This is a genomic window from Aeromonas sp. R5-1 (assembly GCF_040908265.1).
In the GTDB taxonomy this organism is placed as follows: Bacteria; Pseudomonadota; Gammaproteobacteria; order Enterobacterales; family Aeromonadaceae; genus Aeromonas; species Aeromonas caviae.
The window spans coordinates 85382-111021 of the sequence record NZ_JBFODJ010000128.1 but is presented as its reverse complement, the minus strand read 5'-3'; the positions used below and the strand labels follow the sequence as shown (position 1 = coordinate 111021).

The window sequence follows — 25640 nt, the reverse complement described above, 5'->3', positions numbered from 1 at the left end:
GTTGGCTTACGCATACAATTTGCTTAGGAGACAAGGACTATGTCTTTTAAAAAGGGAATGATGGCTGCTTCCGTGGCGCTGGTCATGATGAGTACCGGGGCGATGGCCGACGAGAAGGTGCTGCACGTCTACAACTGGAGCGACTATATCGCGCCGGATACGCTGGAAAACTTCCAGAAGGAGACGGGCATCAAGGTGGTCTACGACGTGTTCGACAGCAACGAAGTGCTGGAAGCCAAGTTGCTGGCAGGCAAGTCGGGCTATGACATCGTCGTACCGTCCAACCCCTTCCTGGCCAAGCAGATCAAGGCAGGTGTCTTCCAGAAGCTGGACAAGTCCAAACTCTCCAACTGGCAGAACCTGGACGTCGACCTGCTCAAGGCGCTCGAACCGAGCGATCCGGGCAACCAATACTCCATCCCTTACCTGTGGGGCACCATCGGCTATGCCTACAACGCCGAGAAGGTGAAGGCCGTGCTGGGGGCCGATGCCCCGGTGGACTCCTGGGATCTGGTGTTCAAGCCGGAGAACATGGCCAAGCTGAAGGAGTGCGGTGTCTCCTTCCTCGACTCGCCGACCGAAATGCTGCCGGCCGCCCTGCAATACCTGGGCTTCAAGCCGGACAGCCAGAAGCCGGACGAGCTGAAGAAGGCAGAGGAGCTGTTCCTCTCCATCCGTCCCTATACCGCCTATTTCCACTCCTCCAAGTACATTTCGGATCTGGCCAACGGCAACCTGTGCGTGGCAGTGGGTTACTCCGGTGACCTGCAGCAGTCCAAGGCGCGTGCCGCCGAGGCCAAGAACGGTGTCAGCCTGACTTACACCATTCCGAAAGAGGGGGCAGGCAGCTTCTTCGACATGATCGCCATCCCGGCGGATGCCAAGAACGTCGAGGCGGCCCACACCTTCATCAATTACCTGATGAAGCCGGACGTGATCGCGAACATCACCAACGTGGTGCAGTTCCCGAACGGCAACAAGGCGGCCACGCCGCTGGTGGACGAGGCGATCCGTACCGACCCGGGTATCTACCCGACGCCGGATACCCTCAAGAAGATCTACACCTTCCCGGATCTGCCGGCCAAGGTGCAGCGTCTGATGACCCGCAGCTGGACCAAGATCAAGTCAGGCAAGTAAGAGTGACGAGTACCCCTCCCGGTCCGCAGTTCGGCCGGGAGGGTGGTGACCACCCGACAGGTTGGACGGCGCGTATGGATGCGCGACTGGCAAAATCACACAAATGAGGACTGATAAGTGCACATGACCAAGATGGCAACGCTGGCCCTGACCCTGGGGTTTGCAAATCTGACCCAGGCAGCCCCTGTGGTTCATTTTTACAACTGGTCCGATTATATCGGCGAGACCACCCTCAGTGACTTTCAGCAGAAGACCGGGATCAAGACCGTCTACGACGTGTTTGACTCCAACGAGACGCTGGAAGGCAAGCTGCTGACCGGACGCACCGGCTACGATCTGGTCGTGCCCTCCAACAATTTCCTGGCCAAGCAGATCAAGGCGGGGGCCTTCCAGAAGCTGGACCTCACCCTGCTGCCAAACCTGAGCAACCTGGATCCCTTGCTGCTCAAGCAGCTCGAGAAGGTGGATCCGGGCCATCAGTACGCCGTGCCCTACCTCTGGGGCACCAACGGCATCGGTTACAACGTCGACAAGATCAAGGAAGTACTGGGTGTCGACAAGATTGACTCCTGGGCGACCATTTTCGAGCCGGAAAACATGAAGAAGCTCTCCCATTGCGGCGTAGCCTTCCTCGATTCGGCGGATGAGATGATCCCGGCTGCCCTCAACTACCTGGGGCTTAACCCCAACAGCCATGAGCCGGCGGACATCAAGCGGGCCGAAGAGCAGCTGCTCAAGGTGCGCCCCTATGTGGCCTACTTCCACTCCTCCAAGTACATTGGTGACCTCGCCAACGGCAACATCTGCGTGGCGGCCGGGTTCTCCGGCGACATCCTGCAGGCGGCGTCCCGGGCCGAGGAGGCGGGCAAGGGGATCAAGATTGCCTACAGCATCCCCAAGGAGGGTGGCAATCTCTGGTTCGACATGATGGCGATCCCGGCCGATGCCACCAACGTGAAAGAGGCTCACGCCCTGATCAACTACATTCTCGAACCGCAGGTCATCGCCAAGGTGAGCGACTATGTGGGTTACGCGAACCCGAACATCAAGGCGGGAGAGTTCATGGACAAGGCCGTGCGCGAGGACGAGTCAGTCTATCCCCCCCAGGCGGTGCTTGAGCGTCTGTATGTGCAGGAAGCACATCCCCGCTCAGTGCAGCGCCTGATCACCCGGAGTTGGACCAAGATCAAATCCGGAACCTAACCTTGGCGCCCATCCCGGGGCGCCAGATTGTATTGATGGATCGGCCCAGGCCGGAATCACCTTTGGGAGTTTGGTAATGGCGATAGCCTCCAGTGCCTACAAGAAAGCCCTCGAGGGCAGCCAGCAGCGTAAAGAAGTGCTGGTCAAAATAGACAGGGTAAGCAAGCAGTTCGACGAAACGCTGGCGGTCGACAACGTGTCTCTCAACATCCACAAGGGCGAGATCTTCGCCCTGCTGGGTGGGTCCGGCTCCGGCAAGTCCACCTTGCTGCGGATGCTGGCCGGGTTCGAGCGACCCACGGAAGGACGGCTGTTCCTCGACGGCGTCGACATTACCGACATGCCGCCCTATGAACGCCCCATCAACATGATGTTCCAGTCCTACGCCCTGTTCCCCCACATGACGGTGGCCCAGAACATCGCCTTCGGCCTCAAGCAGGATGGCCTGCCCAAGGCGGAGATCGATGCCCGGGTGGAAGAGATGCTCAAGCTGGTGCAGATGACCCAGTACGCCCGCCGCAAGCCGCACCAGCTCTCCGGTGGTCAGCGTCAGCGGGTGGCCCTGGCCCGTTCCCTGGCCAAGCGTCCCAAGCTGCTGTTGCTGGACGAGCCCATGGGGGCGCTGGACAAGAAGCTGCGCTCCACCATGCAGCTCGAGCTGGTCGAGATCATCGAGCGGGTCGGCGTGACCTGCGTCATGGTGACCCACGATCAGGAAGAAGCCATGACCATGGCCGAGCGGATCGCCATCATGCACCTCGGTTGCATCGAGCAGATCGGCAGCCCGATGGACATCTACGAAACCCCGGCCAGCCGGCTGGTGTGCGAGTTCATCGGCAACGTCAACCTGTTTGACGGCCTGCTGGTGGAGGATGAGCAGGACCACGCCATCATCGCCTGTGCGGATCTGGAGCAGCCCATCTATGTGGGTCACGGCATCAGCTCCCGGGCGGAGAACAAGAAGGTCACCTATGCCCTGCGTCCGGAAAAACTGCTGATGAGCCTGCAAAAGCCGGAAGAGATCGAGCATCCGGACTTCAACTGGACCAAGGGCGAGGTTTATGACATCGCCTATCTGGGCGGCCATTCCGTGTATCACATCCAGTTGCCCTCGGGCAAAATCGTTCAGGCTTTCATCGCCAATGCCGAACGCCACGGCAAACGGCCGACCTGGGATGACCAGGTGTTCCTCTACTGGGAAGATGACAGCGGCGTGGTGCTGCAATCATGAAGGCATTGAGACGACTCAAACAGGTGGGAGGGCGGCAGCTGGTCATCGGCATCCCCTTCTTCTGGCTGTTCCTCTTCTTCCTGCTGCCCTTCATCATCGTCGTGAAGATCAGCTTCGCCGAAGCGGACGTGGCCATCCCGCCCTACACGGACGTGGTGAGCTGGGCAGACAATCAGCTCACCATACTGCTCAACCTGGGCAACTACCTGCTGCTGCAGGAGGATGAGCTCTACATCGCGGCTTATCTGGGGTCCCTCAAGATAGCCCTGGTCAGCACCCTGCTCTGCCTGCTGATCGGCTATCCCATGGCTTACGCCATTTCGCGGGCCAACAAGGAGACCCAGACCGTTCTGCTGCTGCTCATCATGATGCCGACCTGGACGGCGATCCTGATCCGGGTATACGCCTGGATGGGGATCCTCAGCAACAACGGCCTGCTCAACAGTGTCCTGCTAGGCATCGGGGTGATCGACGAACCGCTGCAGATCCTCAATACCAACCTGGCGGTCTATATCGGCATCGTTTACTCCTACCTGCCGTTCATGGTGCTGCCGCTCTACGCCAACCTGGTCAAGCACGACCAGAGCCTGCTGGAGGCGGCCTCCGATCTGGGTGCCCGCAACCTGACCCGGTTCTGGCAGATCACGGTGCCACTCTCCAAGAACGGCATCATCGCCGGTTGCATGCTGGTCTTCATCCCGGTGGTGGGCGAGTTCGTCATCCCCGAGATGCTGGGTGGTCCGGAGACCCTGATGATCGGCAAGGTGTTGTGGCAGGAGTTCTTCAACAACCGTGACTGGCCGGTGGCCTCCGCCCTGGCGGTGGTGATGCTGGCGGTGCTGATCATTCCCATCATCCTGTTCAACCGCAACCAGGCCAAAGAGCTGGAGGGCAAGGCATGAGACGTTTCGGTTTTGCCAAGCTGATGCTGTGGCTGGGTCTGCTGTTCATCTACCTGCCCATGATCATCATGGTCATCTACTCCTTCAACGCCTCCAAGCTGGTGACGGTGTGGGGAGGCTGGTCGCTCAAGTGGTACTTCGGCCTGCTCGACAACAAACAGTTGATCGGGTCCGTGTTCCGCTCCCTGGAGATCGCCTTCTACACCGCCATCGCGGCGGTGGCGCTGGGGACGGTGGCGGCCTTCGTGCTGACCCGGATCCCTCACTTCCGTGGCCGGACCCTGTTCGGCGGCATGGTGACGGCGCCGCTGGTGATGCCCGAGGTGATCACCGGTCTTTCCCTGCTGCTGCTGTTCGTGGCCATGGCCCAGCTGGTGGGTTGGCCCGCAGAGCGGGGCATGCTGACCATCTGGATAGCACATACCACCTTCTGTACCGCCTATGTGGCGATCGTGGTGTCGGCGCGGCTGCGGGAGCTGGATCTCTCCATCGAGGAGGCGGCCATGGACCTGGGAGCCAAGCCCTGGAAGGTGTTCTTCCTGATCACCATCCCGATGATCGCCCCGTCGCTGGCGGCGGGCGGCATGATGTCGTTTGCCCTGTCGCTGGATGATCTGGTGCTGGCGAGCTTCGTCTCCGGCCCGGGTTCGACCACCTTGCCGATGGAAGTGTTCTCGGCGGTGCGTCTCGGCGTGAAGCCCGAGATCAACGCCATCGCGAGTCTGATCCTGCTGTCGGTATCCCTGTTCACCTTCGGTAGCTGGTATCTGATGGCCCGGGCGGAGAAACGCCGTCGCGCCGAGATCGCCATGACCACCCAGATGCAGGCAGTTGCCTGACCTGCCCCGTGATAAGATCCGCATTCCCCCATCCGTCAGGAGAATGGAATGCGGATCTCCCTCTTCATCGGCCAGAGCGCCGAACTGAACCCAGAGCAGGCCCCCGGCCTCATCAGTGCCATCCACAAGCAGCCTGCCGACGCCCCTCTGTGGTGCGATTTCTTCGGCCTTCGCGGGGATGAGCAGAGCGACAGACGCCATCATGGCGGCCCGGATCGGGCCCTGCACCATTACCCTGCGGAGCACTACGCCTGGTGGAAAACCTGGCAAACCGCGCTGGGACTACCTGTACCACGCACACCCTGGCAGCCTGCCGCCTTTGGCGAGAATCTCTCTGGTTCGGGGCTGACGGAGGCGCAGGCCTGCATCGGCGATGTCTATCGACTTGGGGAGGCGCTGATCCAGATAAGCCAGCCCAGATCCCCCTGTTTCAAGCTCAACCAGCGCTTTGGCTATGGCCAGCTCTCCCAGGTGATGCAGCTGAATGGCCGCTGTGGCTGGCTGCTGCGGGTGCTGGAAGAGGGAAGGGTGGATCCGCAGGGGGAGCTGACACTGGTGGACAGACCCTACCCTGAGCTGACGGTGAAGCGCACCGCCGACATCCTGTTCAACCAGGCCCGCAACGAGGAAGAGCTGCAACTGCTGCTGGAGAACCCGGCGCTCTCTCCCAACTGGCGCCAGCATGCGGCCCATTGGCTGGAACATGGAGTGGTGGCGGATTGGAGCCGGCGTTTGCTGGGGCCGACCGAGTTCAGGTTGCCTCGACAGGACTGAAGGCAGGCGGAAAGATACCTTGTGGCGATTTTTGCTGCGACTCGCTGAATTATTGAGCGTAAAGCCATTTTTTTAGAGTGAATGCAAAAAAAGGCTTGTGTCGGGTCGGGGCTTTCGGTAAATTCTCGCCCCGCAGACATCGGTGTGTAGCGCAGCTTGGTAGCGCACTTCGTTCGGGACGAAGGGGTCGGAGGTTCGAATCCTCTCACACCGACCACATTTGAAAAGGCCGCTCAATGAGCGGCCTTTTCGCATTTGGTCTGTTGAAGAAAAACTGACATTTCCATTGTCGATTGCTGCTCCTGCTCCTGCTCCTGCTCCGATCCCCCTCATTTGCCCAACTAAAAGGGCCACCGCTCGGTGGCCCCACTGGTGGAGTCTGATCCTGACTCCGGCACTCTAGATTGTGACAATCTCGTTATGGGTCTTGTCGATGGTGCCCTCCTTGCGCCCCAGGCGCTCATTCAGATATGCCAGTGTTGATGCCGCAATGCCTTGAAACCGTGTTGGGTTTGCAGGGCCGCATGCTTGGGGTACTCACTAATGAAATGTGCTATTCCCTCCATCAGTTGTGAACGCAGCGAAGACACGGGCTCATGCCAGGCTTGCAGGCAGAGATGACCAGGGATCAGCTGCTCTCGATACGCTTCCAGCAGTGATTCCGGCCAGGGCTCGATATGGGAATCGTGACGCAGTAAATAGTGGGCGGCGGGTTCACGGGCATAGATGAACTGAACTTGGGCCAGGTCGCGTTGGCTTAGCGTTTGGCTGCCGATATGGCAAGTCAGATATTTCCCCGTCTTCAGATTCAGGAAGTGACCGCGTTGCCGACAGGCAATGATGCGATACCAGGGCAGGGGTGAACAGAGAGAATACCCCTCCAGCTCCTGTTCCAACCAGTGACGGCACTCTGGGGTCTGCACTTCTTCGCGCATGGCCTCAAGTCGTGTCAGCAAGGCTCTGGATGGTTGGGTAGCCAGTATCGCGCTCATCGTCTGCAATCCTCCCTCTGCACAGAATCCCGACTTTCAGTATGGACCCTGAGCGGAAGAGGGGGTGAGAATTCTAATGATTAAAATCAGCTTAGAAGCGCACTTTTTATGCAATAAAAACCATTAGCCGACGAGGTAGGTCCCCGTGCCGAAGGCGATGTGAGTGCCCTCTTCGTTGTGCAGCTCCATGCGGGCGACTGCGACCTTGCTGCCTGCCCGGATGATGTGGGCGGTGGCGATGAACTCGTTGCCGCGACCGGGACGAAGATAGTCCACCCGCAGATCGATGGTGCCAAGTCGCGAGAAGCGCTCCTTGAGATAGCTGGGGGAGAAGTCCTCCAGCTCGTCGATGCAGGAGGCTGCGACTATCATGCCGCCCGCCACGTCGAGCAGGCTGGCGGTGACGCCGCCGTGCAGTATGTTGTGGAAAGGGTTGCCGATGAGCTTCTGTTCCATCTTGATGCGCAGCTCCACTTTATCGAAGTCGTAGTGGGTGACTTGCATGCCGATCAGCTTGTTGAAGGGCATCTTTTCGGCGAACAGGTTGGCTATGCCACTGAGCGCCATCTTCTTGAGCATCTGTTTCATTCCTTGAGTCCGCCCTGTCATCAAAGCCGAGTAAAAACTCCAGCCAGTCTGCAACACTTCCTTAACACTCGCAATGGCAGGTTTATTGTGGGCGGCGGCTGCTTTAGAATGGCGACCCCAAAGGAGAGCCCATGACCGTCATTGCCGAAACCCTGCCTGACCCTCAGCCAGAGAATCCCCTTGCCCTGTTGCAGGCGGTGTTTGGCTATCAGCAGTTTCGGCCGGGCCAGCTCGAGATCATCGAGCAGATAGTGGCGGGGCGCGATGCCTTGGTGCTCAAACCCACCGGCGGCGGCAAGTCGCTCTGCTACCAGATCCCGGCGCTGCTGCGACCCGGGCTCGGGGTGGTGGTCTCCCCCCTCATCTCGCTGATGAAGGATCAGGTCGACACCCTGCGTGCCAACGGCGTGGCGGCGGTCTACATCAACTCGGCTCTGAGCCGGGAAGAGATGATCCAGAACTTTGCCGCCATGCGCCGGGGCGAGATCAAGCTGGTTTATGTTTCCCCCGAGCGTTTGCTGCAGCACGAGTTCATGGACCGGTTGGCGGAGCTGCCCCTCGGCCTGTTCGCCATCGACGAGGCGCACTGCGTCTCCCAGTGGGGGCACGATTTTCGGCCGGAATATGCGGCGCTGGGACGGCTCAAGCAGTGGTTCCCCCAGGTGCCCGTGGTGGCGCTCACCGCCACCGCCGACGAGGCGACCCGCAGCGACATGCTGCACCGGCTGGAACTGAACGATCCCTTCATCCACACCGCCAGCTTCGATCGGCCCAATATCCGCTACAGCCTGGTGGAAAAGTTCAAGGCGGCCGAGCAGCTGCTGCGCTACGTGCAGAGCCAGAAGGGCAACTGCGGTATCGTCTACTGCTCCAGCCGCAACCGGGTGGAGGAGGTGGCCGAGCGGCTCTCCCGCCACGGCTGCAAGGCGGCACCCTATCATGCAGGGCTGCCGCTGGAGCTGCGCCAGCAGACCCAGGAAGCCTTCCTCAAGGATGACATCGAGATCGTGGTGGCGACGGTGGCGTTTGGCATGGGCATCGACAAGCCCAACGTGCGCTTCGTGGTGCACTACGACATCCCGAAGAACATCGAATCCTACTATCAGGAAACCGGCCGCGCCGGGCGTGACGGCACTCCCGCTGAGGCGCTGCTGCTCTACGATCCCGCCGACATCGGTAGGGTGCGCCGGCTGCTCGACAACATCGAAAACCCCCAGCAGTTGCAGGTGGAGCAGTACAAGCTCAACGTGATGGCGGCCTTCGCCGAGGCGCAGACCTGCCGCCGTCAGGTGCTGCTCAACTACTTCGGCGAGTACAACGACAAGCCGTGCGGCAACTGCGACATCTGCCTCGATCCACCCCAGAGTTATGACGGCACCGAAGACGCCCAGAAGGCGCTCTCCTGTGTCTGGCGGGTGGGACAGAATTTCGGGGTGGGTTATGTGGTGGAGGTGCTGCGCGGATCGCTGAACCAGCGCATCAAGGATCACGGTCACGACAAGCTGTCGACCTACGGCATCGGCAAGGATCAGAGCCACGAATACTGGATGAGCGTCATCCGCCAGCTGATCCACAAGGGGTTGCTGACCCAGAACATCACCCGCAATCTGGTGTTGCAGCTGACCGAAGCGGCTCGACCCGTGCTGCGTGGCGAGATGAAGCTGGAACTGGCAGTCCCCCGCCTGCAGCCCATCTCCAGCCGCAAGGAGAAGCGCAACGGGCTGCTCGACAACGCCAACTACGACAAGCGGCTGTTCAAGGAGCTGCGCGCCCTGCGCAAGCAGATCGCCGAGGATGAAGAGGTGCCGCCCTATGTGGTGTTCAACGACGCCACCCTGGTGGAGATGGCGCAGCTCATGCCGATGACCGAGGAGGAAATGCTAGCGGTCAACGGTGTCGGTCACCGCAAGCTGGAGCGCTTCGGTGAGGCCTTTATGGACCTGATCATCGACTACTGCCGCCGGTAGGCTGGCACAACAAACAGTGGAAAGGCGCCCGTTGGTCGGCGCCATGCATTATTTCAGGCTGGCGTAATAGGCCGCCAGATTCTCCATGTCCGCCTCGGTCAGCATCGCCATGAAGGGAACCATCAGTGGCTCGGTACGGGAACCCCCCTTGAACGCCTTCATCTGCTTGAGCAGATAGGCCTGGTTCTGGCCCGCGAGGTGGGGGTAGGTCGGGACGCTCGCCTTGCCATCCGCGCCATGACAGGCGGCACAGACCACGGATTTGGCCTTGCCTGCGTCTATGTCGGCCGCCTTGGCCTGATGGCCCCAGGCAAGCGCCAGCAGGGGCAGGGTATAGACCCACTTTGGCATCGTCTTCTCCTTGAAATGAATAATCGTGATCGCCTGTTAGCCTCGACGAGCCGACGGCGGTATAAAGAGTGACACGAGCATACGCAGGGACAACCCCCATCACCATGAAGTTGATCAACACTTTTGCCACCGAACTCCCCTGGGCTTGCGAGCCTGTTGCCCCGCAACCGCTGCATGGCCCCAGATTGCTGCATCTGAACCGTGCGCTTCTTGGTGAGCTGGGGCTCGGGGAGGTGAGCGAGGCGCAGTGGCTCGCCTGTTGCGGCCAGGGGCAGCCCCTGCCGGGCATGCAGCCGGTGGCCCAGGTCTATGCGGGCCACCAGTTCGGTGGTTACAGCCCGCGCCTCGGGGATGGCCGCGCTGTGCTGCTGGGGGAGCAGCTGGCGCCTGATGGCAGCCGCTGGGACCTGCACCTCAAAGGGGCGGGCAAGACGCCATTCTCCCGCTTCGGCGACGGCCGTGCCGTGCTGCGATCCAGCATTCGCGAGTACCTGGCTTCCGAGGCGCTGCATGCCCTCGGCATTCCCTCCACCCGGGCTCTGGTGCTGCTGGGCAGTGACGAGCCTGTCTACCGGGAGCAGGTGGAGAGCGGGGCGACCGTGCTGCGCACCGCGCCGAGCCATCTGCGCTTCGGTCACTTCGAGTATTTCGCCTGGAGCGGGCAGGGGGAAAAGATCCCCGCCCTCATCGACTATGCGCGGCGTTACCACTTCCCCGAGCTGGCCGATGGCGCCGAGCTGTTTGCCGAAGTAGTGCGCCGCACCGCGCGGCTCATCGCCAAGTGGCAGGCGGCGGGGTTCTGTCACGGGGTGATGAACACCGACAACATGTCCCTGCTCGGGCTGACCCTGGATTACGGCCCCTACGGTTTCATCGACGCCTATGTGCCGGACTTCGTCTGCAACCACTCGGATCCGGATGGTCGCTATGCGCTGGATCAGCAGCCTGCGGTCGGCTACTGGAACCTGCAGAAGCTGGCACAGGCGCTGGCCGGCCATATGGATGGTGACGCGCTCGCGTCGGCCCTGGCCCAGTACGAGCATCAGCTGATGTTGCACTACTCCGAGCTGATGCGCGCCAAGCTGGGGCTGGCGGTGTGGGAAGAGGAGGATCCGGCGCTGTTCCGCGAGTTGTTCCGGCTGCTGGCGGCGCACAAGGTGGATTACCACATCTTCCTGCGACGGCTGGGGGAATTGACCGCTCAGGGTGACTGGCCCGCCAGCCTGCTGGCCCTGTTGCCCGATCCTGCCGTCTGGCAGGGGTGGCTTGAGGCCTATCGGGCACGCCTCGCCCGGGAAGGGAGCGTGGATGGTGTGCGCAAGGGGCAGATGGACGCGGTCAATCCCAAGTATGTGCTGCGCAACGCCCTGGCCCAGCAGGTGATAGAGGCGGCAGAACAGGGCGACATGGCGCCGTTCGAGCGGCTGTTTGCGGCCCTGCAGCACCCCTATGATGACCAACCCGAATACGAGGATCTCGCCACCCCGCATCCGGGCTGGTATTGCGGGGGCGAGCTCTCGTGCAGCAGTTGAGGAGCAACGGATGAACTGGCGTATCACGCAGACAGACAGGGAAGCCGGGGTGGTGATGCTGACCTGCCCGGGCCTTGACTGGGACAGCTTCCCGACTCTGGCCGAGGCCCTGTTGCAGGAGTGGGAGCTGGCGGCACTCGAGCGGGAGTGGGGGGCGGATCGCCACAGCTGGCTGCTGGAGTTTGAAGGCAGCTGCTTTCGGCTCGAGTACGAACATTACAGCGGCTGCTGGCTGGCGGCGGTGCAGCCGGACGACGCGGAGGCGCTGCTCTGGCTGGCTCGGCAGTCCCGGGAGTGAGCTTGGCGTGCGATGCGAGTCAATCCCTTGAGATAACCGCATAAAGATTGAACTATCAATTTGGGGGCGTATAATCTCGCCCCTTGATTATCGCCATGGTGGCGATATGGGTTCCCTAACCCCATTAACCAAAAAGGTCACAATATGAACCTGACTCCGGCTCAGTACCAGACGGCACTGATGCGTCTCTCATTGTTCCACATCCTGATCATTGCCAGCAGCAACTACCTGGTGCAGCTGCCGATCACCATCTTTGGCTTCCACACCACCTGGGGTGCCTTCAGCTTCCCGTTCATTTTCCTGGCCACCGATCTGACGGTGCGGATCTTCGGCGCAGGCCTGGCGCGCAAGATCATCCAGACCGTGATGCTGCCGGCATTGACCGTGTCCTACGTGCTCTCGGTGCTCTTCTTCGAAGGGAGCTTCCAGGGGGTGGGCAATCTGGCCGAGTTCAATCTCTTTGTTGCCCGGATCGCGTTAGCCAGCTTTATGGCCTATCTGGTGGGCCAGTTCATGGATGTGGTGGTGTTCAACCGCCTGCGCCTGCTGAAAGCCTGGTGGGTGGCACCGGCGGCCTCCACCCTGTTCGGCAATCTGGTGGATACCATCGCCTTCTTCAGCATCGCCTTCTGGCGCAGCACGGATCTCTTCATGGCCGAGCACTGGGTCGAGATCGCGACCGTAGATTACGTATTCAAGTTGCTGATAAGTCTGGGGTTGTTTGTGCCGCTTTACGGTGTGCTGCTGCGCTATCTCAGCCGCAAGCTGGTGGGGGAGGCCGGATTGGCTGGCCTGCAAGCTGCTACGCGACAAGCCTGATGAGATTGACCACCCCCATGGGTGGTCAATTTTTTTGCGATCTTCGCAAATAAGGCTTGCATAGTTAAATGAGAATGATTATTGTTAACTTGTTTTCCGGGAAAGACTTCATTTGTTCCAACGTGATGGACTTCTTGTGAAGGCACGACATTGCTCACATTGCTTCCAGTTAAGGGGCCAGTAGTTTACTGGCCCTCTTTTTTTTGCGTCTTTTCCGCCATCAGCGGGCATAAAAAATGGGAGCCAGGGCTCCCATTTTCACTCAGCGCTGTTTACTCGATGTCGAGGGCATCGGGGGAGAGGATCACCCCTGTGGTATCAGCATAGAGGTGGTCATCCGGCAGGAAGGTGACGCCGCCGAAGTTGACCGGCAGATCGGTTTCCCCGATATCCTTGCTGTCGGCGCCCACCGGAATGGCCGCCAGGGCCTGAATACCGATGTCGAGGTCTTCCAGGATATCGACCTCACGGACGCAACCGTAGCAGACGATCCCTTCCCACTCATTTTCCGCCGCCGTGGTGGCGATCTCGCTATCGATCAGGGCACGACGCATGGAGCCGCCACCGTCGATCAACAGCACGCGACCAACGCCGTTCTCTTTGACGAGTTCACGGATTAGGCCGTTTGATTCGAAGCATTTGACTGTGGTGATGACGCCGCCGAAAGAGGCGCGGCCGCCGAAGGAGCAGAGCATGGGTTCGAGCACATCCACCATGTCCTGATAGATGTCGCACAGTTCTGAAGTGTTGTATTCCATTGTGTCAGATCCACCGCTGGAAACAGGTGGATCCAGTATAAGGAGTGGGGTTGGCATTTCAACGACTATTCCTTGCCCAGTGGCGGGAAATGCCGTTTTTGCGCGAAAGCGGCCCCGCGTCATGGCAGGAGCCGCAGACGGTCAGCCTGGGGCCCTAGAGCAGGAACAGGGTCGCCAGCCCCAGGAAGATGAAGAAGCCGCCGGTGTCGGTGATGGCGGTGATCATCACGCTGGCCCCCACCGCCGGGTCGCGCCCCAGCCGGCTCATGGTCATGGGGATGATGACCCCCATCAGTGCCGCCACCAGCAGGTTGAGCATCATGGCGAGCGTCATCACCGCGCCCAGCGCCGCATCCTGATAGAGGATGTAGGTGGCCACCCCCATGGTGCCGCCCCACACCAGGCCGTTGATCAGGGCCACCCCCAGCTCGCGCCACAGCAGGAAGGAGACGTTGCCGGTCTGGATATGCTGCAGCGCCAGCGCCCGCACTATCATGGTGATGGTCTGGTTGCCGGTGTTGCCGCCGATGCCGGCGACGATGGGCATCAGCGCCGCCAGCGCCACCAGCTGGGAGATGGTGTGCTCGAACAGGCCGATCACCCGCGATGCCACGAAGGCGGTGCAGAGGTTGATGGCGAGCCAGGCCCAGCGGGTCTTGACCGCCTTGGAGACGGGGGCGAACACGTCTTCTTCCTCACTGATCCCCCCCATGCGGCGCAGGTCGGTGTCGCTCTCCTCATAGACCAGGTCTACCACCTCGGCGACGGTGAGCCGTCCCATCAGCTTGCCCCTGGCATCCACCACGGCGGCGGAGACCAGGTCGTCCCGCTCGAAGGTGCGGGCGGCGGCCTCGTCGTTGTCTTCCGGATCGAAGGTGACCGGATCCTTCTCCATCGCGTCGCTCACCAGGGTTTCGGGCTTGTGCAGCAGCACGACGGTGAGGGGCAGCTCCCCCTGCAGCCGGTTGCGCCGATCGGTGACGAACAGCTTGTCGGTGTTCTCGGGGATCTGGCCGCGTAGGCGCAGATAGCGCTGGACGGTGGCCAGGGTCACGTCGGGCCGCACCGTGATGAGCTCGAAGTCCATCATGGCGCCGACCGTGTGCTTGCCGTAGCGGATCACCTCCCGCACCTTGTCCCTGTCCACCGGCGCCATGGAGGTGAGCAGCCGCCCCATCAGGTTGCGGGGCAGGTGCTGACCCAGGTAGATCTGGTCGTCGATGTCGAGGGTGCTCAGGGCGTGCAGCAGCTCCTTGTCGCTCATGCCGCTGATGAGGCTGTCCCACACCGTCTCCGACGCTTCCACCAGGATCTGGCCGTGCTTGTCTGCATCCACCTGCTGCCACAGCACGTGGCGCTCGTCCGGCGGCAGGGACTCCAGCGCATCGGCGATATCGGCGGCGGGCAGGCTGTTGACCAACCGGGTCAGCTCGCTGGTCTGGTCCCGAAGCTCTGCGTCCTGCTCCCCTTGCGGGTCGAGCAGGCTCTCGGTGAGGGCGTCATCGGCCAGCAGCAGCGTGAGGATGCGGGCTCTGTCGTGTTCACGCTGTTTGGCGCTGTTCTTGGGGGGGAGGGACATGAAGCAGAATTCCTGAATTCGGTGGTCCGGCTGACACACCCCATAGGATACCAGACTCAAAACAAGAGGTTATGACAGTAGATGCAGAAAAGAAACGCCACCCGAGGGTGGCGTTGGAATGGATGCAGCGATCAGGCCGAGGCCAGGGCCGCGTCTGCGGCGCATCCTTGCCCGAACCAGGCAAGCTGGTCCGCCAGGGTCACTACCGAACCCACCATGATGAGGGCCGGGCTCTCGACCCCCAGCGCCAGTTCGGGCAACTGATCGAGGGTGCCGCGAATGACCCGCTGGCTTGGCTGGGTGCCGCGCTCGATCAGCGCCACCGGGGTGTCGCCCGCCTTGCCGTGGGCCAGCAGCTGCTCGCGGATGGTGGCGCAGGAGGAGAGCCCCATATAGAACACCAGTGTCTGCTTGTCCTTGGCCAGTAGCGGCCAGTCGAGATCCTGAGCGCCACCCTTGCCGTGGGCGGTGACGAAACGCACGCTCTGGGCGTGATCGCGGTGGGTCAGTGGAATACCGGCGTAGGCCGCGCAGCCGCTGGCCGCCGTGATTCCCGGCACCACCTGAAAACCGATGCCAGTACCAACAAGCGTCTCCAGCTCCTCGCCGCCACGGCCGAAGATGAAGGGGTCGCCCCCCTTCAGCCGCACCACCCGCTGGCCCTTCTTCGCCTCTTCCAGCAAGAGCTGGTTGATCCCCTCCTGCGGCACGCAGTGGTTGCCCGCCTGCTTGCCGACGAAGATGCGTTTGGCGTCGCGGCGCACCAGCGCCATCACCTCGTCCGAGACCAGCCGGTCATAGACCACCACGTCCGCCTGCTGCATCTGGCGCAGGGCGTGCAGGGTGAGCAGACCCGGATCGCCGGGGCCGGCACCGACCAGCACCACCTCGCCAGCGCTCTGGCTCTCGTCGGCAAACAGGTTGTCGGCCAGTTGGTGGGCAGAGGCGTGATCCCCCCGCGCCAGCGCCTGCCCGAGCCGGTCCGCCCCGAGCAGCCGTTCCCAGAAGCGGCGCCGCTCCCCCATGGTGGCGAAGCGGGCCTTGACCCGCTCCCGCAGGCTGCCGGCGAAGGTCGCCGCGGCGCCCAGATGCTGCGGCAGCAGGGCCTCGAGTTTTTCCCGCAGCAAGCGAGCCAGCACCGGGGCCTTGCCGCCGGAGGAGATGGCCACCATCAGGGGCGAGCGATCGATGATCGACGGCATGATGAAGCTGGAGCGTTTCGGGTCATCCACCACGTTGGCGAAGATCCGCGCCTGATTGGCGCTCTGGTAGACCAGGGCGTTCACCTCGCGCCGATCGGTGGCGGCCACCACCAGCCACTTGCCCGTCAGTTGCGCCGGCGCGAATTCACCGGCCAGCCACTCGATGCTGCCGTTGGCAGCCAGTTCCGCCAGCTCGGGGTCGAGCTCGGGCGCGACCACGGTGAGCTGGGCACCGGCATCCAGCAGCAGGCGCGCCTTGCGCTCCGCTACCTCGCCGCCGCCGACCAGCAGCACGGGTTTGTTGTCGAGTCGGCAAAAGATGGGCAAGTAGTCCATGGGGCCTCCTGATCAGGCGGTTTGGATCTGGTTGGCGGTGCTGGTGGTCTCGCTCACCGCGACCGGGCGCTCAGCCTTGGGGGTGGCATACCAGTAGCCGAGGCCCATGAAGAGGGCGCCGGAGACGGTGTTGCCCAGGGTCACCCACAGCAGGTTGTGGCCGATGCCGCCCAGGGTGTAGGCCTCGGAGTGGGCACCGAACCAGGAGAGGGCGAACAGGGTCATGTTGGCGACCGAGTGCTCGTAGCCGGAGGCGATGAAGGCCAGCAGGCACCACCAGATGGCAATGAACCTGGCGGCACCCTCGGTGCGCAGCGCCATCCAGATGGCGAGGCAGACCAGCCAGTTGCACAGCACGCCCTTCATGAACAGGGTCAGCGCCGGTGCCTGGGTCTTGGCCAGCGCGACCTTGTGCGCCAGGCTGCCCGCGTCCGGCAGCAGGCTGCCGCCGTAGGAGTAGATCAGCGCCACCGCGATGGAGCCGAGCAGGTTGCCGGCCCAGGTCTGCGGCAGGATGCGCAGCAGATCCCCCATGGAAATTTTGCCGGTCTTCACCCCGAAGGTGAGGAACATGGTGTGGCCGGTGAACAGCTCGGAGCCGGCGATGATGACGAGCGTCAGGGCGATGCCGAAGGTGGCCCCCATCACCAGCGGCCTGATGGCGGGGTCCACCAGATTGCCCAGGGTGAAGATGAGGATGATGCCGAGGCCCACATAGGCTCCCGCCATGGCGGAGCTGAGCCAGAAGCCAAGCTTGTCGCTGCGCTCGAAGCGGTTGATGCGGGCCGCGTTGGCGGCGCACTTGTTGATGGTTTCGGTATACATCTTTGTTTCCTTCAAGAGGGCCGCCCGCGGGCAGCCCTGACTGTTTTTTAACCCCCTCCCTGCCTCCCCCTTGTCAAGGGGGAGGAGCTTTTTGCTCCCTCACCTGTGAAGGGGAGGGCCGGGGTGGGGTCTGGTGTTAGACGGCGACCCAGACCTGCTGGTCGCGCACTTCAACGGGGTAGCTCTGCACCGACATCGCAGGGTTGTCGAAACAGTGGCCGTCGCTCAGGCGAAAGCGCTGCTTCTTGAGCGGGCTGGCGACCCAGAGCTCGCCGTCGTGTTCGCAGATCAGGCCCCGCGACAGCACATTGGCGGCGAAGAAGGGGTCCCGGTTGTCGATGGCGAACACCTCGGCCGCCGCGCTCGGGCGGAACAGAGCGATCTGACGACCCTCAATGAGTGCACAGACGCCGGTTCCCGGCAGGATGTCGTTGAGTTGGCAGGCGAATTTCATCATTTGGTCTCCACCTCGATCTGGTAGACGGGGATGCGCTCGGCAGGGGTCGCCGGTCGATGCTGGTCGCGCTCGGCGACGAACTGAACGTCCGGATCGCGCTTGTCGCTGTTGATGAAGTGGCTGAAGCGCTTGAGCGCCTCCTCTTCGTTGAGGGTGCGCGACCATTCGCACTCGTAGCTGTCGATGAGGGTCTGGATATCGCGCTCCAGCGTCTCGGCCAGTCCCAGCTTGTCATCGACGATCACCTCGCGCAGGTAGTCGACGCCCCCTTCCAGATTGCCGAGCCAGACCGAGGTGCGCTGCAGTTTGTCGGCGCTGGTGACGTAGAACATCATAAAGCGATCGATCAGCTTGATGAGGGTCTCGCGGTCGAGGTCAGACGCCAGCAGATCGGCGTGGCGCGGCTTCATGCCGCCGTTGCCGCCCACATAGAGGTTCCAGCCCGCGTCGGTGGCGATGATGCCGACGTCCTTGCCCTGGGCTTCCGCACATTCGCGGGTACAGCCGGAGACACCGAACTTCATCTTGTGGGGGGTGCGAATGCCCTTGTAGCGGTTCTCGAGGAAGACCCCGAGGCCGACGCTGTCCTGTACGCCGAAGCGGCACCAGGTGCTGCCGACGCAGGTCTTGGCCATGCGCAGTGCCTTGGCGTAGGCCTGACCGGTCTCGAAACCGGCCGCCAGCAGCTTGCGCCAGATGGCGGGCAGATCATCCTTCTGGGCCCCGAACAGACCGATGCGCTGGGCGCCGGTGATCTTGGTGTAGAGCTTGTAGTCGCGGGCCACTTCGGCCACCGCCAGCAGCCCTTCCGGGGTCACTTCGCCACCGGCCATACGCGGGATGACGGAGTAGCTGCCGTCCTTCTGCATGTTGCCGAGGAAGATATCGTTGGTGTCCTGCAACGGGATGTTGCGCGGGCTCAGCACATGCTCGTTCCAGCAGGAGGCGAGGATGGAGCCGACGGTCGGTTTGCACACCTCGCAGCCATAGCCTTGGCCGTGCTTGGCCAGCAGTTCGTCGAAGCTCTTGATCCCCTCCACCTTGACCAGATGGAACAGCTCTTGACGGGAGTGGGGGAAGTGGGCGCAGAGGTGGTTGTTGACCTCGATGCCCTGCTTCACCAGCTCGGCGTTGAGCACCTGACTGATGAGCGGCACGCAGCCGCCGCAGCCGGTACCGGCCTTGGTGTGCTGCTTGATGGCGGCCAGCGTGGTGTGGCCCTCGGCCACCGCCTTGGCGATGTCACCCTTGGAGACGTCGAAGCAGGAGCAGATCTGGGCGCTCTCCGGCAGGGCATCCACCCCCAGCGTCGGCTTGGCACCGGCGTAGGCGGGCAGGATCAGAGTATCCGGGTGGCTCGGCAGCGGCAGGGCGTTGAGCATCATCTGCAGCAGGTTGCCGTAATCTTCCACGTCACCCACCAGCACGGCGCCGAGCAATCGGCTGTTGTCTTCGCTCACCACGATCTTCTTGTAGACGCCGGCTTGATCGTCCTGAAACACATAGCTGTGGCTGCCCGGAGTGCGGCCGTGGGCATCACCGATGGAGCCGACGGAGACGCCGAGCAGCTTGAGCTTGGCGCTCATGTCCGCCCCTTCGAAACGGCTGTCGCCGCCGAGCAGATGGTCGACGGTGATCTGGGCCATCTTGTAGCCCGGTGCCACCAGCCCGAAGAAGCGGCCCTGCCAGGCGGCGCACTCGCCGATGGCATAGATGTCGGGGTCTGAGGTGAGGCAGTGATCGTCGATGACGATGCCGCCGCGCTCGGCGATGGCGAGATCACCGTAACGGCCCAGGGTATCTTGCGGGCGAATGCCGGTGGAGAAGACCACCACGTCCACTTCCAGTTGGCTGCCGTCAGCGAAGGCGAGGCGGTGCTTCGCCTGTTCGCCGCCATGCATCAGGATCTCGCTGGTGCTCTTGCTGGTGTGTACCTGCACGCCCATGGATTCAATCTTGCGGCGCAGCAGCTGGCCGCCCTGGCCATCGAGCTGCTCGGCCATCAGTACCGGAGCAAACTCCACCACATGGGTTTCGAGACCCAGCGCCTTGAGGGCACCGGCGGCTTCGAGGCCAAGCAGGCCGCCCCCGATCACCACGCCGCTCTTGCCACTCTTGGCCGCGCTGCGGATGGCTTTCAGATCCTCGATGGTGCGATAGACGAAGCACTCGTGGTGCTGACTTCCTTGGATGGGCGGCACCCAGGGGTAGGAGCCGGTGGCCAGCACCAGCTTGTCGTACTCGACCACAGTGCCCTTGTTGGAGTGCACTTCGCGGTTGGCCCTGTCGATTTTTTTCACCGCTTCGCCGAGCAGCAACCGGATGCCGTGCTTGTCGTAGAAGCCGGGTTTGACGAGGGAGAGATCTTCGCTGGTGTGGTGGGAGAAGTAGGAGGAGAGATGGACGCGATCGTAGGCGGGACGGGGTTCTGCACCGAAGACGGTGATCTCGTAGCGGCCCGGATCGGCCCGCTCGATCAGCTCTTCGATGAAGCGGTGCCCCACCATGCCGTTGCCCACAACGACCAGTCTGACTTTGCTCATAGTTGCCTCAAGTTTGGAGTAATAAAACATCATTCTGGGGCTAGGCTACCCAGTCGGCAGGGGTGGGCGATTGATGCAAATCAAGTGTCTATTTATATATCTCCTCAGGGGTAATTCGAGAAAATTCAACACTATACAAAAATAGGTATACCAGTTAATGATTTCTGGGCTGGCTCGGGGTGAGGGATGGTGGAGGGAAAGCCCGGTTTACCCACTGCCGGGGAGTGAAAACTTATGTCGGAAAAAGGCCGGTCTCGCACTGGGCGAGACCGGCATCAATGGGCATCAGCTGAACAAGGTGGCGCGTCAGGCGATATGGCGGCGGAACATGGCGAGCGCCAGCGACAGGGTGACGCCGGCGATGGCGAGCAGCGGCCAGAGCAGGGGCCAGGCGGCCGACCAGTCGAACCCCTTCAAAAAGACCCCCTTGAGCAGCACGATGAAGTGGGTGAGGGGGTCGATGGCCGCCAGCCACTGGAACACCTGCGGCATGTTCTCCACCGGCGAGATATAGCCCGAGAGGATCACCGCCGGCACGGTGAAGGAGAAGACCCCGAGAAACGCCTGCTGCTGGGTCGAGCAGAACGATGAGATGAAGAGCCCGATCCCGGCCAGTGCCAGGCCGTAGCAGACCATGCCCGCCAGCAGCAGACTGAGGCTCCCCGCGAAGGGGAGGTGAAAGACAAAACGGGCGGCCAGCGCGACTATGCACCCTTGTCCCACCGCCACCAGGATGCCGGGCACCGCCTTGCCCGCCATGATCCAGCCTGCGGTGAGGGGGGAAACCAGCAGCTGATCGAAGGTGCCCTCCTCCCGCTCCCGCGCGACCGAGAGGGCGGTGACAATCAGACAGCCGGTGGTGGTGATGATGGCCACCAGGGCCGGCAGGATATGCCAGTGGAACTCGATATTGGGGTTGTAGAGGTTGCGTACCGCGAGGGTCGGCGGCGCCTTGCCTGCGTTCCCTTCTTCATTCTGCCAGCGGGCGATCACCTGACTGATGTAGCCCGCCGCCACCTGACCGCCGTTGGAGCGGCGGCCGTCGATGATCAGCTGCACCTTGGCCGGTTCGCCTCGCGCCAGCCGGCGGGAGAAATCGCTCGGGATGACCAGACCGAGGAGCGCCTGCTGTCCGGTGATGGCCTCGGTCATGCCTGCCTCGCCTTGCACCGGGATGATGGTGGTAAAGGCGGGCATATGGGTGAGGCGCTCCAGCAGCTCGCGGCTCTGGGCGCCGCCATCCTGGTTGTAGATGGCCAGCGTGTTGCCGGTCACCTCCAGAGTGGCGGCGAACGGGAAGAGGGCGGTTTGCAGCAGCACCGGCATGATGAGCAGAAAGCGCCCCTGGGTGTTGCCCATCAGGGCCTGCAGCTCTTTTCGGATCAGCCACCAGAGTCGGATCAGCATGGGTTACTCCAGAGTGCGCCGCGTCTTGCGGGCGGTCAGGGCCAGCCAGAAACCGGCCAGCAACAGCAGACAGAAACCGTTGACCAGCAGGATCGAGAAGACGCTGCCCGCCTGATAGAGGGTCTGCAAGGAGCTCGCGAAGTAGCGGGCCGGAATGAGGTGGGTGATGGCCCGAAGCCAAGGCGGCATGCTGGCGATCTCGAACACGAAGCCCGACAGCATCACGGCGGGCAGAAAGGCGGCGATCAGCGCTGCCTGCGCGGCATTGAACTGGCTGCGCATCACGGTGGAGAGGAACAGGCCGAGCCCGAGGGCGCTGCCGAGAAAGACGCTGGTGACCAGAAAGAGCAGCAACAGGGAGCCGCGCCACGGCACGCCCATCACCGCCACCGAGAAGAGCAGGCAGAGCAGCATGGCGATGATGCCAAGGCCGTAGTAGGGCAGCAGCTTGGAGAGCAGCAGCTCCCCCTTGGTGACCGGGGTGGCGAGCAGCGCCTCCATGGTGCCGCGCTCCCACTCCCGCGCCACCACCAGGGAGGTGAGCAGGGCGCCTATGATGGTCATCACCACCGCAATGGAGCCCGGTACCAGAAAGTTGCGGCTCACTAGCGCCGGGTTGAACCAGGCGCGGCTCTCTATCGACACCGGCATGGCGACCCCCTCGCCAGCGAGCCATCCCTGCCAGATCCCCTGCACATAGTTGGTGACGAAGTTGGCGGTGTTGGGCTCGGAGCCGTCGGTCAGCAGCAGCGCCTGCGGCGTGCCATTACCCTGACCGGCCAGCGCGCGGGAGAAGCCGTCATCGATCACCAGCAGGCCGCGGATCTCGCCACGGGCCAGACTGGCGAGCAGGGACTCCCTGCTCGGGCCGCTGTGGATCTCCAGCGCGGTAGAGCCGCGCAGGGCCTGCTCCAGCCGCACCGCCGGGGCGCCGCTGTCGGTACGCCAGATGCCGAGGCGCAGGTGGTCCACATCCAGATTGATGGCGTAACCCATTACCACCAGCAGTACCACCGGCATGATGAAGGCGATGAGGATGCTGCTCGGGTCACGGACGATTTGCAGCGTCTCCTTGCGGCAGAGGGCCAGCAGTCGCCGACGGTTGATGCTCATGCGTCCTCCTCGCTGGCCCGCTCGACCAGGGTGATAAAGGCCTCTTCCATTGTTGGCAAAGAACAGGTCGGCAAGGAGCCGGTTTGCAAAGAGGTCGCCGCTTCTTTGGCGGCCAGCCCCTTGAGATCGTCCGGAGTGCCGAGCGCCAGCAGCTTGCCGCGATAGATGAGGGCAATGCGGTCGCAATACTCCGCCTCATCCATAAAGTGGGTGGTGACCAGCACGGTGACGCCGTGGTCGGCCAGCGCGTTGATGTGCGACCAGAACTCGCGCCGGGTCACCGGATCGACCCCGGAGGTGGGCTCGTCGAGGAACAGCAGCGGCGGCTCGTGCAGCAGGGCGCAGGCCAGCGATAAGCGCTGGCGCAGGCCGAGCGGCAGGGATTCCGCCTTCTGATCGAGCCAGGGGGCGAGGGCAAAGGCAGTCACCATGGCATCGATCCGCGTCTGCTGGTGGCGGCCGAACAAGCCGTAGATACCGGCGAAGAAGGAGAGGTTCTGGGCCACGGTGAGCTGCTTGTAGAGGGAGAACTTCTGCGCCATGTAGCCGAGGCGCTGGCGCGCTGCCGAGGGGCTGTGGGCCAGATCGATGCCGGTCACCAGCGCCTGCCCCTCGCTCGGGCGCAGCAGGCCGCACTCCATCTTGAAGGTGGTGGACTTGCCCGCCCCGTTGGGGCCGAGCAGGCCGAAGATCTCGCCGCGGCGCACCGCAAAGCTGACATCATCGGTGGCGGCAAAATCGCCGAAGCGCTTGGTGAGGTGGCGCGCCTCGATCACCGCCTCGGGGGAGACCCCCTGCGGCAGTTCCGCTTCGCGCATCCCGGCTGCCAGACTCGACTCACCGCCGGGGCCGCCGCCGAGCAGGTCGATAAAGGCATCCTCCAGCCGGGGCTGGGCCGGTTGAAAGGTGCCGTTGGCGAGATGCAGCTCTGCCAGCGGTGGGGGCGTCCTGCCCGGGTGCAGCAGCAGGCGCACCCGCTCCCCCGCCACCGCGCCATCCATCACCGCCTGGTGAGCCAGTGCCCGGCGCAGCAGGGCGCGCCGCTCGCGGCCATCCAGTTGCCCCGCCTCCAGCAGCCAGCAGCGGCTGGCCATGGCCCCCATCAGATCGGCTGGCGTGCCGCTGGTGCGCACCTCGCCATCCGCCATCAGCAGCACGTGGTCGCACAGCTCCGCCTCATCGAGATAGGCGGTACTCCAGAGCACCGTCATCCCCCCTTTTGCCAGCTCGCGCACCATCTGCCAGAGGGCGCGGCGAGAGATGGGATCGACCCCGACTCCCGGTTCGTCGAGCAGCAGCACATCCGGGGTGCCGAGCAGGGCGCAGGCCAGCCCGAGTTTCTGCTTCATCCCGCCAGAGAGCTTGCCCGCCGGTCGTGCGGTGAAGCGGGCGAGATCGGTGAAGGCGAGCAGCCGCGCGAAGGTGGGTGTGCGTTCGGGCTCCAGTACGTCGCGCAAGTCAGCGTAGAGGGTGAGGTTCTCCAGCACGCTGAGATCCTCGTAGAGGCCGAACTGCTGGGGCATGTAGCCGAGGCGCTGGCGCAGCAGATCCCCCTCGCTCACTGGATCCAGCCCCAGCACCCGGATGGTGCCCGCTTCGGGGATCAGCAGACCGGCCAGCAGGCGCAGCAAAGTGCTCTTGCCCGCGCCGTCGGGGCCGACCAGCCCGGTGATGCCGCCAGCCGGAATGGTGGCGGAGATGGCGTTGAGGGCGACCCGCTCGCCAAAGCGTTTGGTGAGCCCCTCAAGGGAGATGGCGCAGCTCATGGCGCCAGCCTGACGGTGACCGGCATCCCCTGGCGCAGGGCCGGGTCGGGGTCCTGCACCACGATGCGCAGCCGGTAGACGAGGTGAGTGCGAAGATCCGGCGTTTCCACCGATTTCGGAGTGAACTCGGCGGTGGGCGAGACAAATCCCACTACTCCGTGATAGGGCTGATCCGGCCGCGAGTCGGTGGTGAGGGTCACCTTGGCGCCGCTCGGGAAGTGGCCGAGCCAGGGCTCCTCCACATAGGCGCGCACCCAGACCGGCGCGGTCAGGGAGAGGTTGAAGGCGGTCGCTCCGCTCTGCACCATGCTGCCGTTCTCGATGGCGCGGCTGATGATGATGCCGTCGCTGGGGGTGGTCAGGCTGGCATCCGCCAGCGCCAGCTCGGCACTGGCGAGCGCCGCTTTGGCCCCTTCCAGCTGGGCATCGGACTGGGCGATTTCCTCCGGGCGGTAGCCGGTTTCGAGCTGGGCGAGCTGTTCGCGGGCGGAGCGCACCTGCGCCTGGGTCTGATCCCGCTGGGAGCGGGCAGTATCGAGCTGACCGCGGGAGATGGCGCCGGTGGCTGCCAATGCGCTCTGGCGGCGCCACTGCTGGTTGGCCTCCAGTGCAGCGGCGTCTGCGGCGGCCAGTGCGGCCCGGGCGCGGTCGGTCTCTTCGCTGCGATAGCCTTTGTGGATCAAGGCGTTGGCGGCAGTGAGCGCAGCCAGATTGGCGCGGGCGCTGTCGCGGCTGTGGGTGAGGGGAACCGGATCGAGGCGGGCCAGCAGTTGACCCGCTTTCACGCTATCCCCCTCATCGACCAGCACCTGATCGACGCGTCCGCCGACCCGAAAGGCCAGATTGACGTCGCGAATGTCGACGTTGCCGTAGAGGATGGAGCCGTCGGCCGGGCGCCCCTGCCACCAGAGGTAGCCACCGATAACGGTTAGCAGCAGGGCCACGATTGCAATGCGTTGTTTCATGCTGCTTCTCCTTGAGGATGGCTCTGCAGCCAGAGGTCACCACCGAAAACGGCCAG

At 63.0% G+C, this 25640-nt stretch carries 23 protein-coding genes and 1 tRNA gene; 11 read left to right on the top strand and 13 right to left on the bottom strand.

Features of this window, described 5'->3' with window-relative positions; translation table 11 throughout:
• Positions 1–39 precede the first annotated feature (39 nt).
• The 7 genes from AB5Y64_RS18135 to AB5Y64_RS18105 all read left to right on the top strand — a co-directional run bounded on the left by AB5Y64_RS18135 (position 40) and on the right by AB5Y64_RS18105 (position 6303).
• Complete coding sequence (locus tag AB5Y64_RS18135) at positions 40–1137, top strand: polyamine ABC transporter substrate-binding protein (RefSeq protein ID WP_039039663.1); 1098 nt, start codon at positions 40–42, stop codon at positions 1135–1137.
• Positions 1138–1254: 117 nt separating this feature from the next.
• Entirely contained in the window at positions 1255–2340 is a 1086-nt protein-coding gene (locus tag AB5Y64_RS18130; protein ID WP_029314871.1) for a polyamine ABC transporter substrate-binding protein, read from the top strand.
• 76 nt (positions 2341–2416) lie between these two features.
• Positions 2417–3571: a polyamine ABC transporter ATP-binding protein gene (gene potA, locus AB5Y64_RS18125; RefSeq protein WP_010676056.1), complete on the top strand. Its 1155-nt coding sequence runs from the start codon at positions 2417–2419 to the stop codon at positions 3569–3571.
• Positions 3568–4473, top strand: coding sequence for an ABC transporter permease subunit (locus AB5Y64_RS18120; RefSeq protein WP_010676055.1), 906 nt, complete (start codon positions 3568–3570; stop codon positions 4471–4473). Before potA ends, AB5Y64_RS18120 begins: the two co-directional genes overlap by 4 nt.
• On the top strand, positions 4470–5312 hold the full coding sequence (locus AB5Y64_RS18115) for an ABC transporter permease subunit (protein WP_010676054.1): 843 nt from the start codon (positions 4470–4472) through the stop codon (positions 5310–5312). The genes AB5Y64_RS18120 and AB5Y64_RS18115 overlap by 4 nt, the downstream gene beginning before the upstream one ends.
• A 48-nt stretch (positions 5313–5360) precedes the next feature.
• On the top strand, positions 5361–6086 hold the full coding sequence (locus AB5Y64_RS18110; protein ID WP_039039662.1) for an MOSC domain-containing protein: 726 nt from the start codon (positions 5361–5363) through the stop codon (positions 6084–6086).
• A 140-nt stretch (positions 6087–6226) separates the two neighbouring features.
• Positions 6227–6303 (top strand) — tRNA-Pro (locus tag AB5Y64_RS18105).
• Positions 6304–6550: 247 nt separating this feature from the next.
• Here the strand turns inward: AB5Y64_RS18105 and AB5Y64_RS18100 are convergent.
• Both AB5Y64_RS18100 and AB5Y64_RS18095 read right to left on the bottom strand, forming a co-directional pair.
• Positions 6551–7078, bottom strand: a complete 528-nt coding sequence (locus AB5Y64_RS18100) for a hypothetical protein (protein WP_010676052.1) — start codon at positions 7076–7078, stop codon at positions 6551–6553.
• Between the two features lie 123 nt (positions 7079–7201).
• Positions 7202–7666: a thioesterase family protein gene (locus AB5Y64_RS18095; RefSeq protein ID WP_039039661.1), complete on the bottom strand. Its 465-nt coding sequence runs from the start codon at positions 7664–7666 to the stop codon at positions 7202–7204.
• A 131-nt stretch (positions 7667–7797) separates the two neighbouring features.
• Between AB5Y64_RS18095 and recQ the strand changes: the two genes are divergently transcribed.
• Positions 7798–9633 carry an ATP-dependent DNA helicase RecQ gene (gene recQ / locus AB5Y64_RS18090; protein WP_039039660.1) on the top strand — a complete coding sequence of 612 codons (1836 nt, stop codon included), beginning with the start codon at positions 7798–7800 and terminating at the stop codon, positions 9631–9633.
• Between the two features lie 48 nt (positions 9634–9681).
• On the opposite strand, the gene AB5Y64_RS18085 is transcribed toward recQ, so the two are convergent.
• Entirely contained in the window at positions 9682–9984 is a 303-nt protein-coding gene (locus tag AB5Y64_RS18085; protein ID WP_039039659.1) for a cytochrome c, read from the bottom strand.
• 104 nt (positions 9985–10088) lie between these two features.
• Here AB5Y64_RS18085 and AB5Y64_RS18080 point away from each other — a divergent pair, with 104 nt between their 5' ends.
• The 3 genes from AB5Y64_RS18080 to AB5Y64_RS18070 all read left to right on the top strand — a co-directional run bounded on the left by AB5Y64_RS18080 (position 10089) and on the right by AB5Y64_RS18070 (position 12633).
• Entirely contained in the window at positions 10089–11516 is a 1428-nt protein-coding gene (locus tag AB5Y64_RS18080) for a YdiU family protein (RefSeq protein WP_039039658.1), read from the top strand.
• Positions 11517–11526: 10 nt separating this feature from the next.
• Positions 11527–11814 (top strand): DUF3630 family protein, encoded by a 288-nt coding sequence (locus tag AB5Y64_RS18075; RefSeq protein ID WP_039039657.1) that lies wholly within the window; start codon positions 11527–11529, stop codon positions 11812–11814.
• Positions 11815–11958: 144 nt separating this feature from the next.
• Entirely contained in the window at positions 11959–12633 is a 675-nt protein-coding gene (locus AB5Y64_RS18070) for a 7-cyano-7-deazaguanine/7-aminomethyl-7-deazaguanine transporter (protein ID WP_039039656.1), read from the top strand.
• Positions 12634–12905: 272 nt separating this feature from the next.
• On the opposite strand, the gene rraA is transcribed toward AB5Y64_RS18070, so the two are convergent.
• From rraA to hlyD, 10 genes are all read right to left on the bottom strand, one after another.
• Positions 12906–13391 (bottom strand): ribonuclease E activity regulator RraA, encoded by a 486-nt coding sequence (gene rraA, locus AB5Y64_RS18065; protein ID WP_010676045.1) that lies wholly within the window; start codon positions 13389–13391, stop codon positions 12906–12908.
• Positions 13392–13545: 154 nt separating this feature from the next.
• Complete coding sequence (gene mgtE / locus AB5Y64_RS18060) at positions 13546–14970, bottom strand: magnesium transporter (RefSeq protein WP_039039655.1); 1425 nt, start codon at positions 14968–14970, stop codon at positions 13546–13548.
• A 131-nt stretch (positions 14971–15101) separates the two neighbouring features.
• Entirely contained in the window at positions 15102–16508 is a 1407-nt protein-coding gene (gene cysG / locus AB5Y64_RS18055; protein ID WP_039039654.1) for a siroheme synthase CysG, read from the bottom strand.
• A 12-nt stretch (positions 16509–16520) separates the two neighbouring features.
• Complete coding sequence (gene nirC, locus AB5Y64_RS18050) at positions 16521–17333, bottom strand: nitrite transporter NirC (protein ID WP_039039653.1); 813 nt, start codon at positions 17331–17333, stop codon at positions 16521–16523.
• Between the two features lie 136 nt (positions 17334–17469).
• Positions 17470–17787, bottom strand: a complete 318-nt coding sequence (nirD, locus tag AB5Y64_RS18045; RefSeq protein WP_039039697.1) for a nitrite reductase small subunit NirD — start codon at positions 17785–17787, stop codon at positions 17470–17472.
• Positions 17787–20333 (bottom strand): nitrite reductase large subunit NirB, encoded by a 2547-nt coding sequence (gene nirB, locus AB5Y64_RS18040; protein ID WP_039039652.1) that lies wholly within the window; start codon positions 20331–20333, stop codon positions 17787–17789. Before nirB ends, nirD begins: the two co-directional genes overlap by 1 nt.
• Positions 20334–20639: 306 nt before the next feature.
• On the bottom strand, positions 20640–21740 hold the full coding sequence (locus AB5Y64_RS18035) for an ABC transporter permease (RefSeq protein WP_039039651.1): 1101 nt from the start codon (positions 21738–21740) through the stop codon (positions 20640–20642).
• Between the two features lie 3 nt (positions 21741–21743).
• Positions 21744–22853, bottom strand: a complete 1110-nt coding sequence (locus AB5Y64_RS18030; RefSeq protein WP_039039650.1) for an ABC transporter permease — start codon at positions 22851–22853, stop codon at positions 21744–21746.
• Complete coding sequence (locus AB5Y64_RS18025) at positions 22850–24619, bottom strand: ATP-binding cassette domain-containing protein (RefSeq protein ID WP_039039649.1); 1770 nt, start codon at positions 24617–24619, stop codon at positions 22850–22852. The genes AB5Y64_RS18030 and AB5Y64_RS18025 overlap by 4 nt, the downstream gene beginning before the upstream one ends.
• Entirely contained in the window at positions 24616–25584 is a 969-nt protein-coding gene (gene hlyD / locus AB5Y64_RS18020; protein ID WP_039039648.1) for a secretion protein HlyD, read from the bottom strand. The genes AB5Y64_RS18025 and hlyD overlap by 4 nt, the downstream gene beginning before the upstream one ends.
• Between the last annotated feature and the right edge of the window lie 56 nt (positions 25585–25640).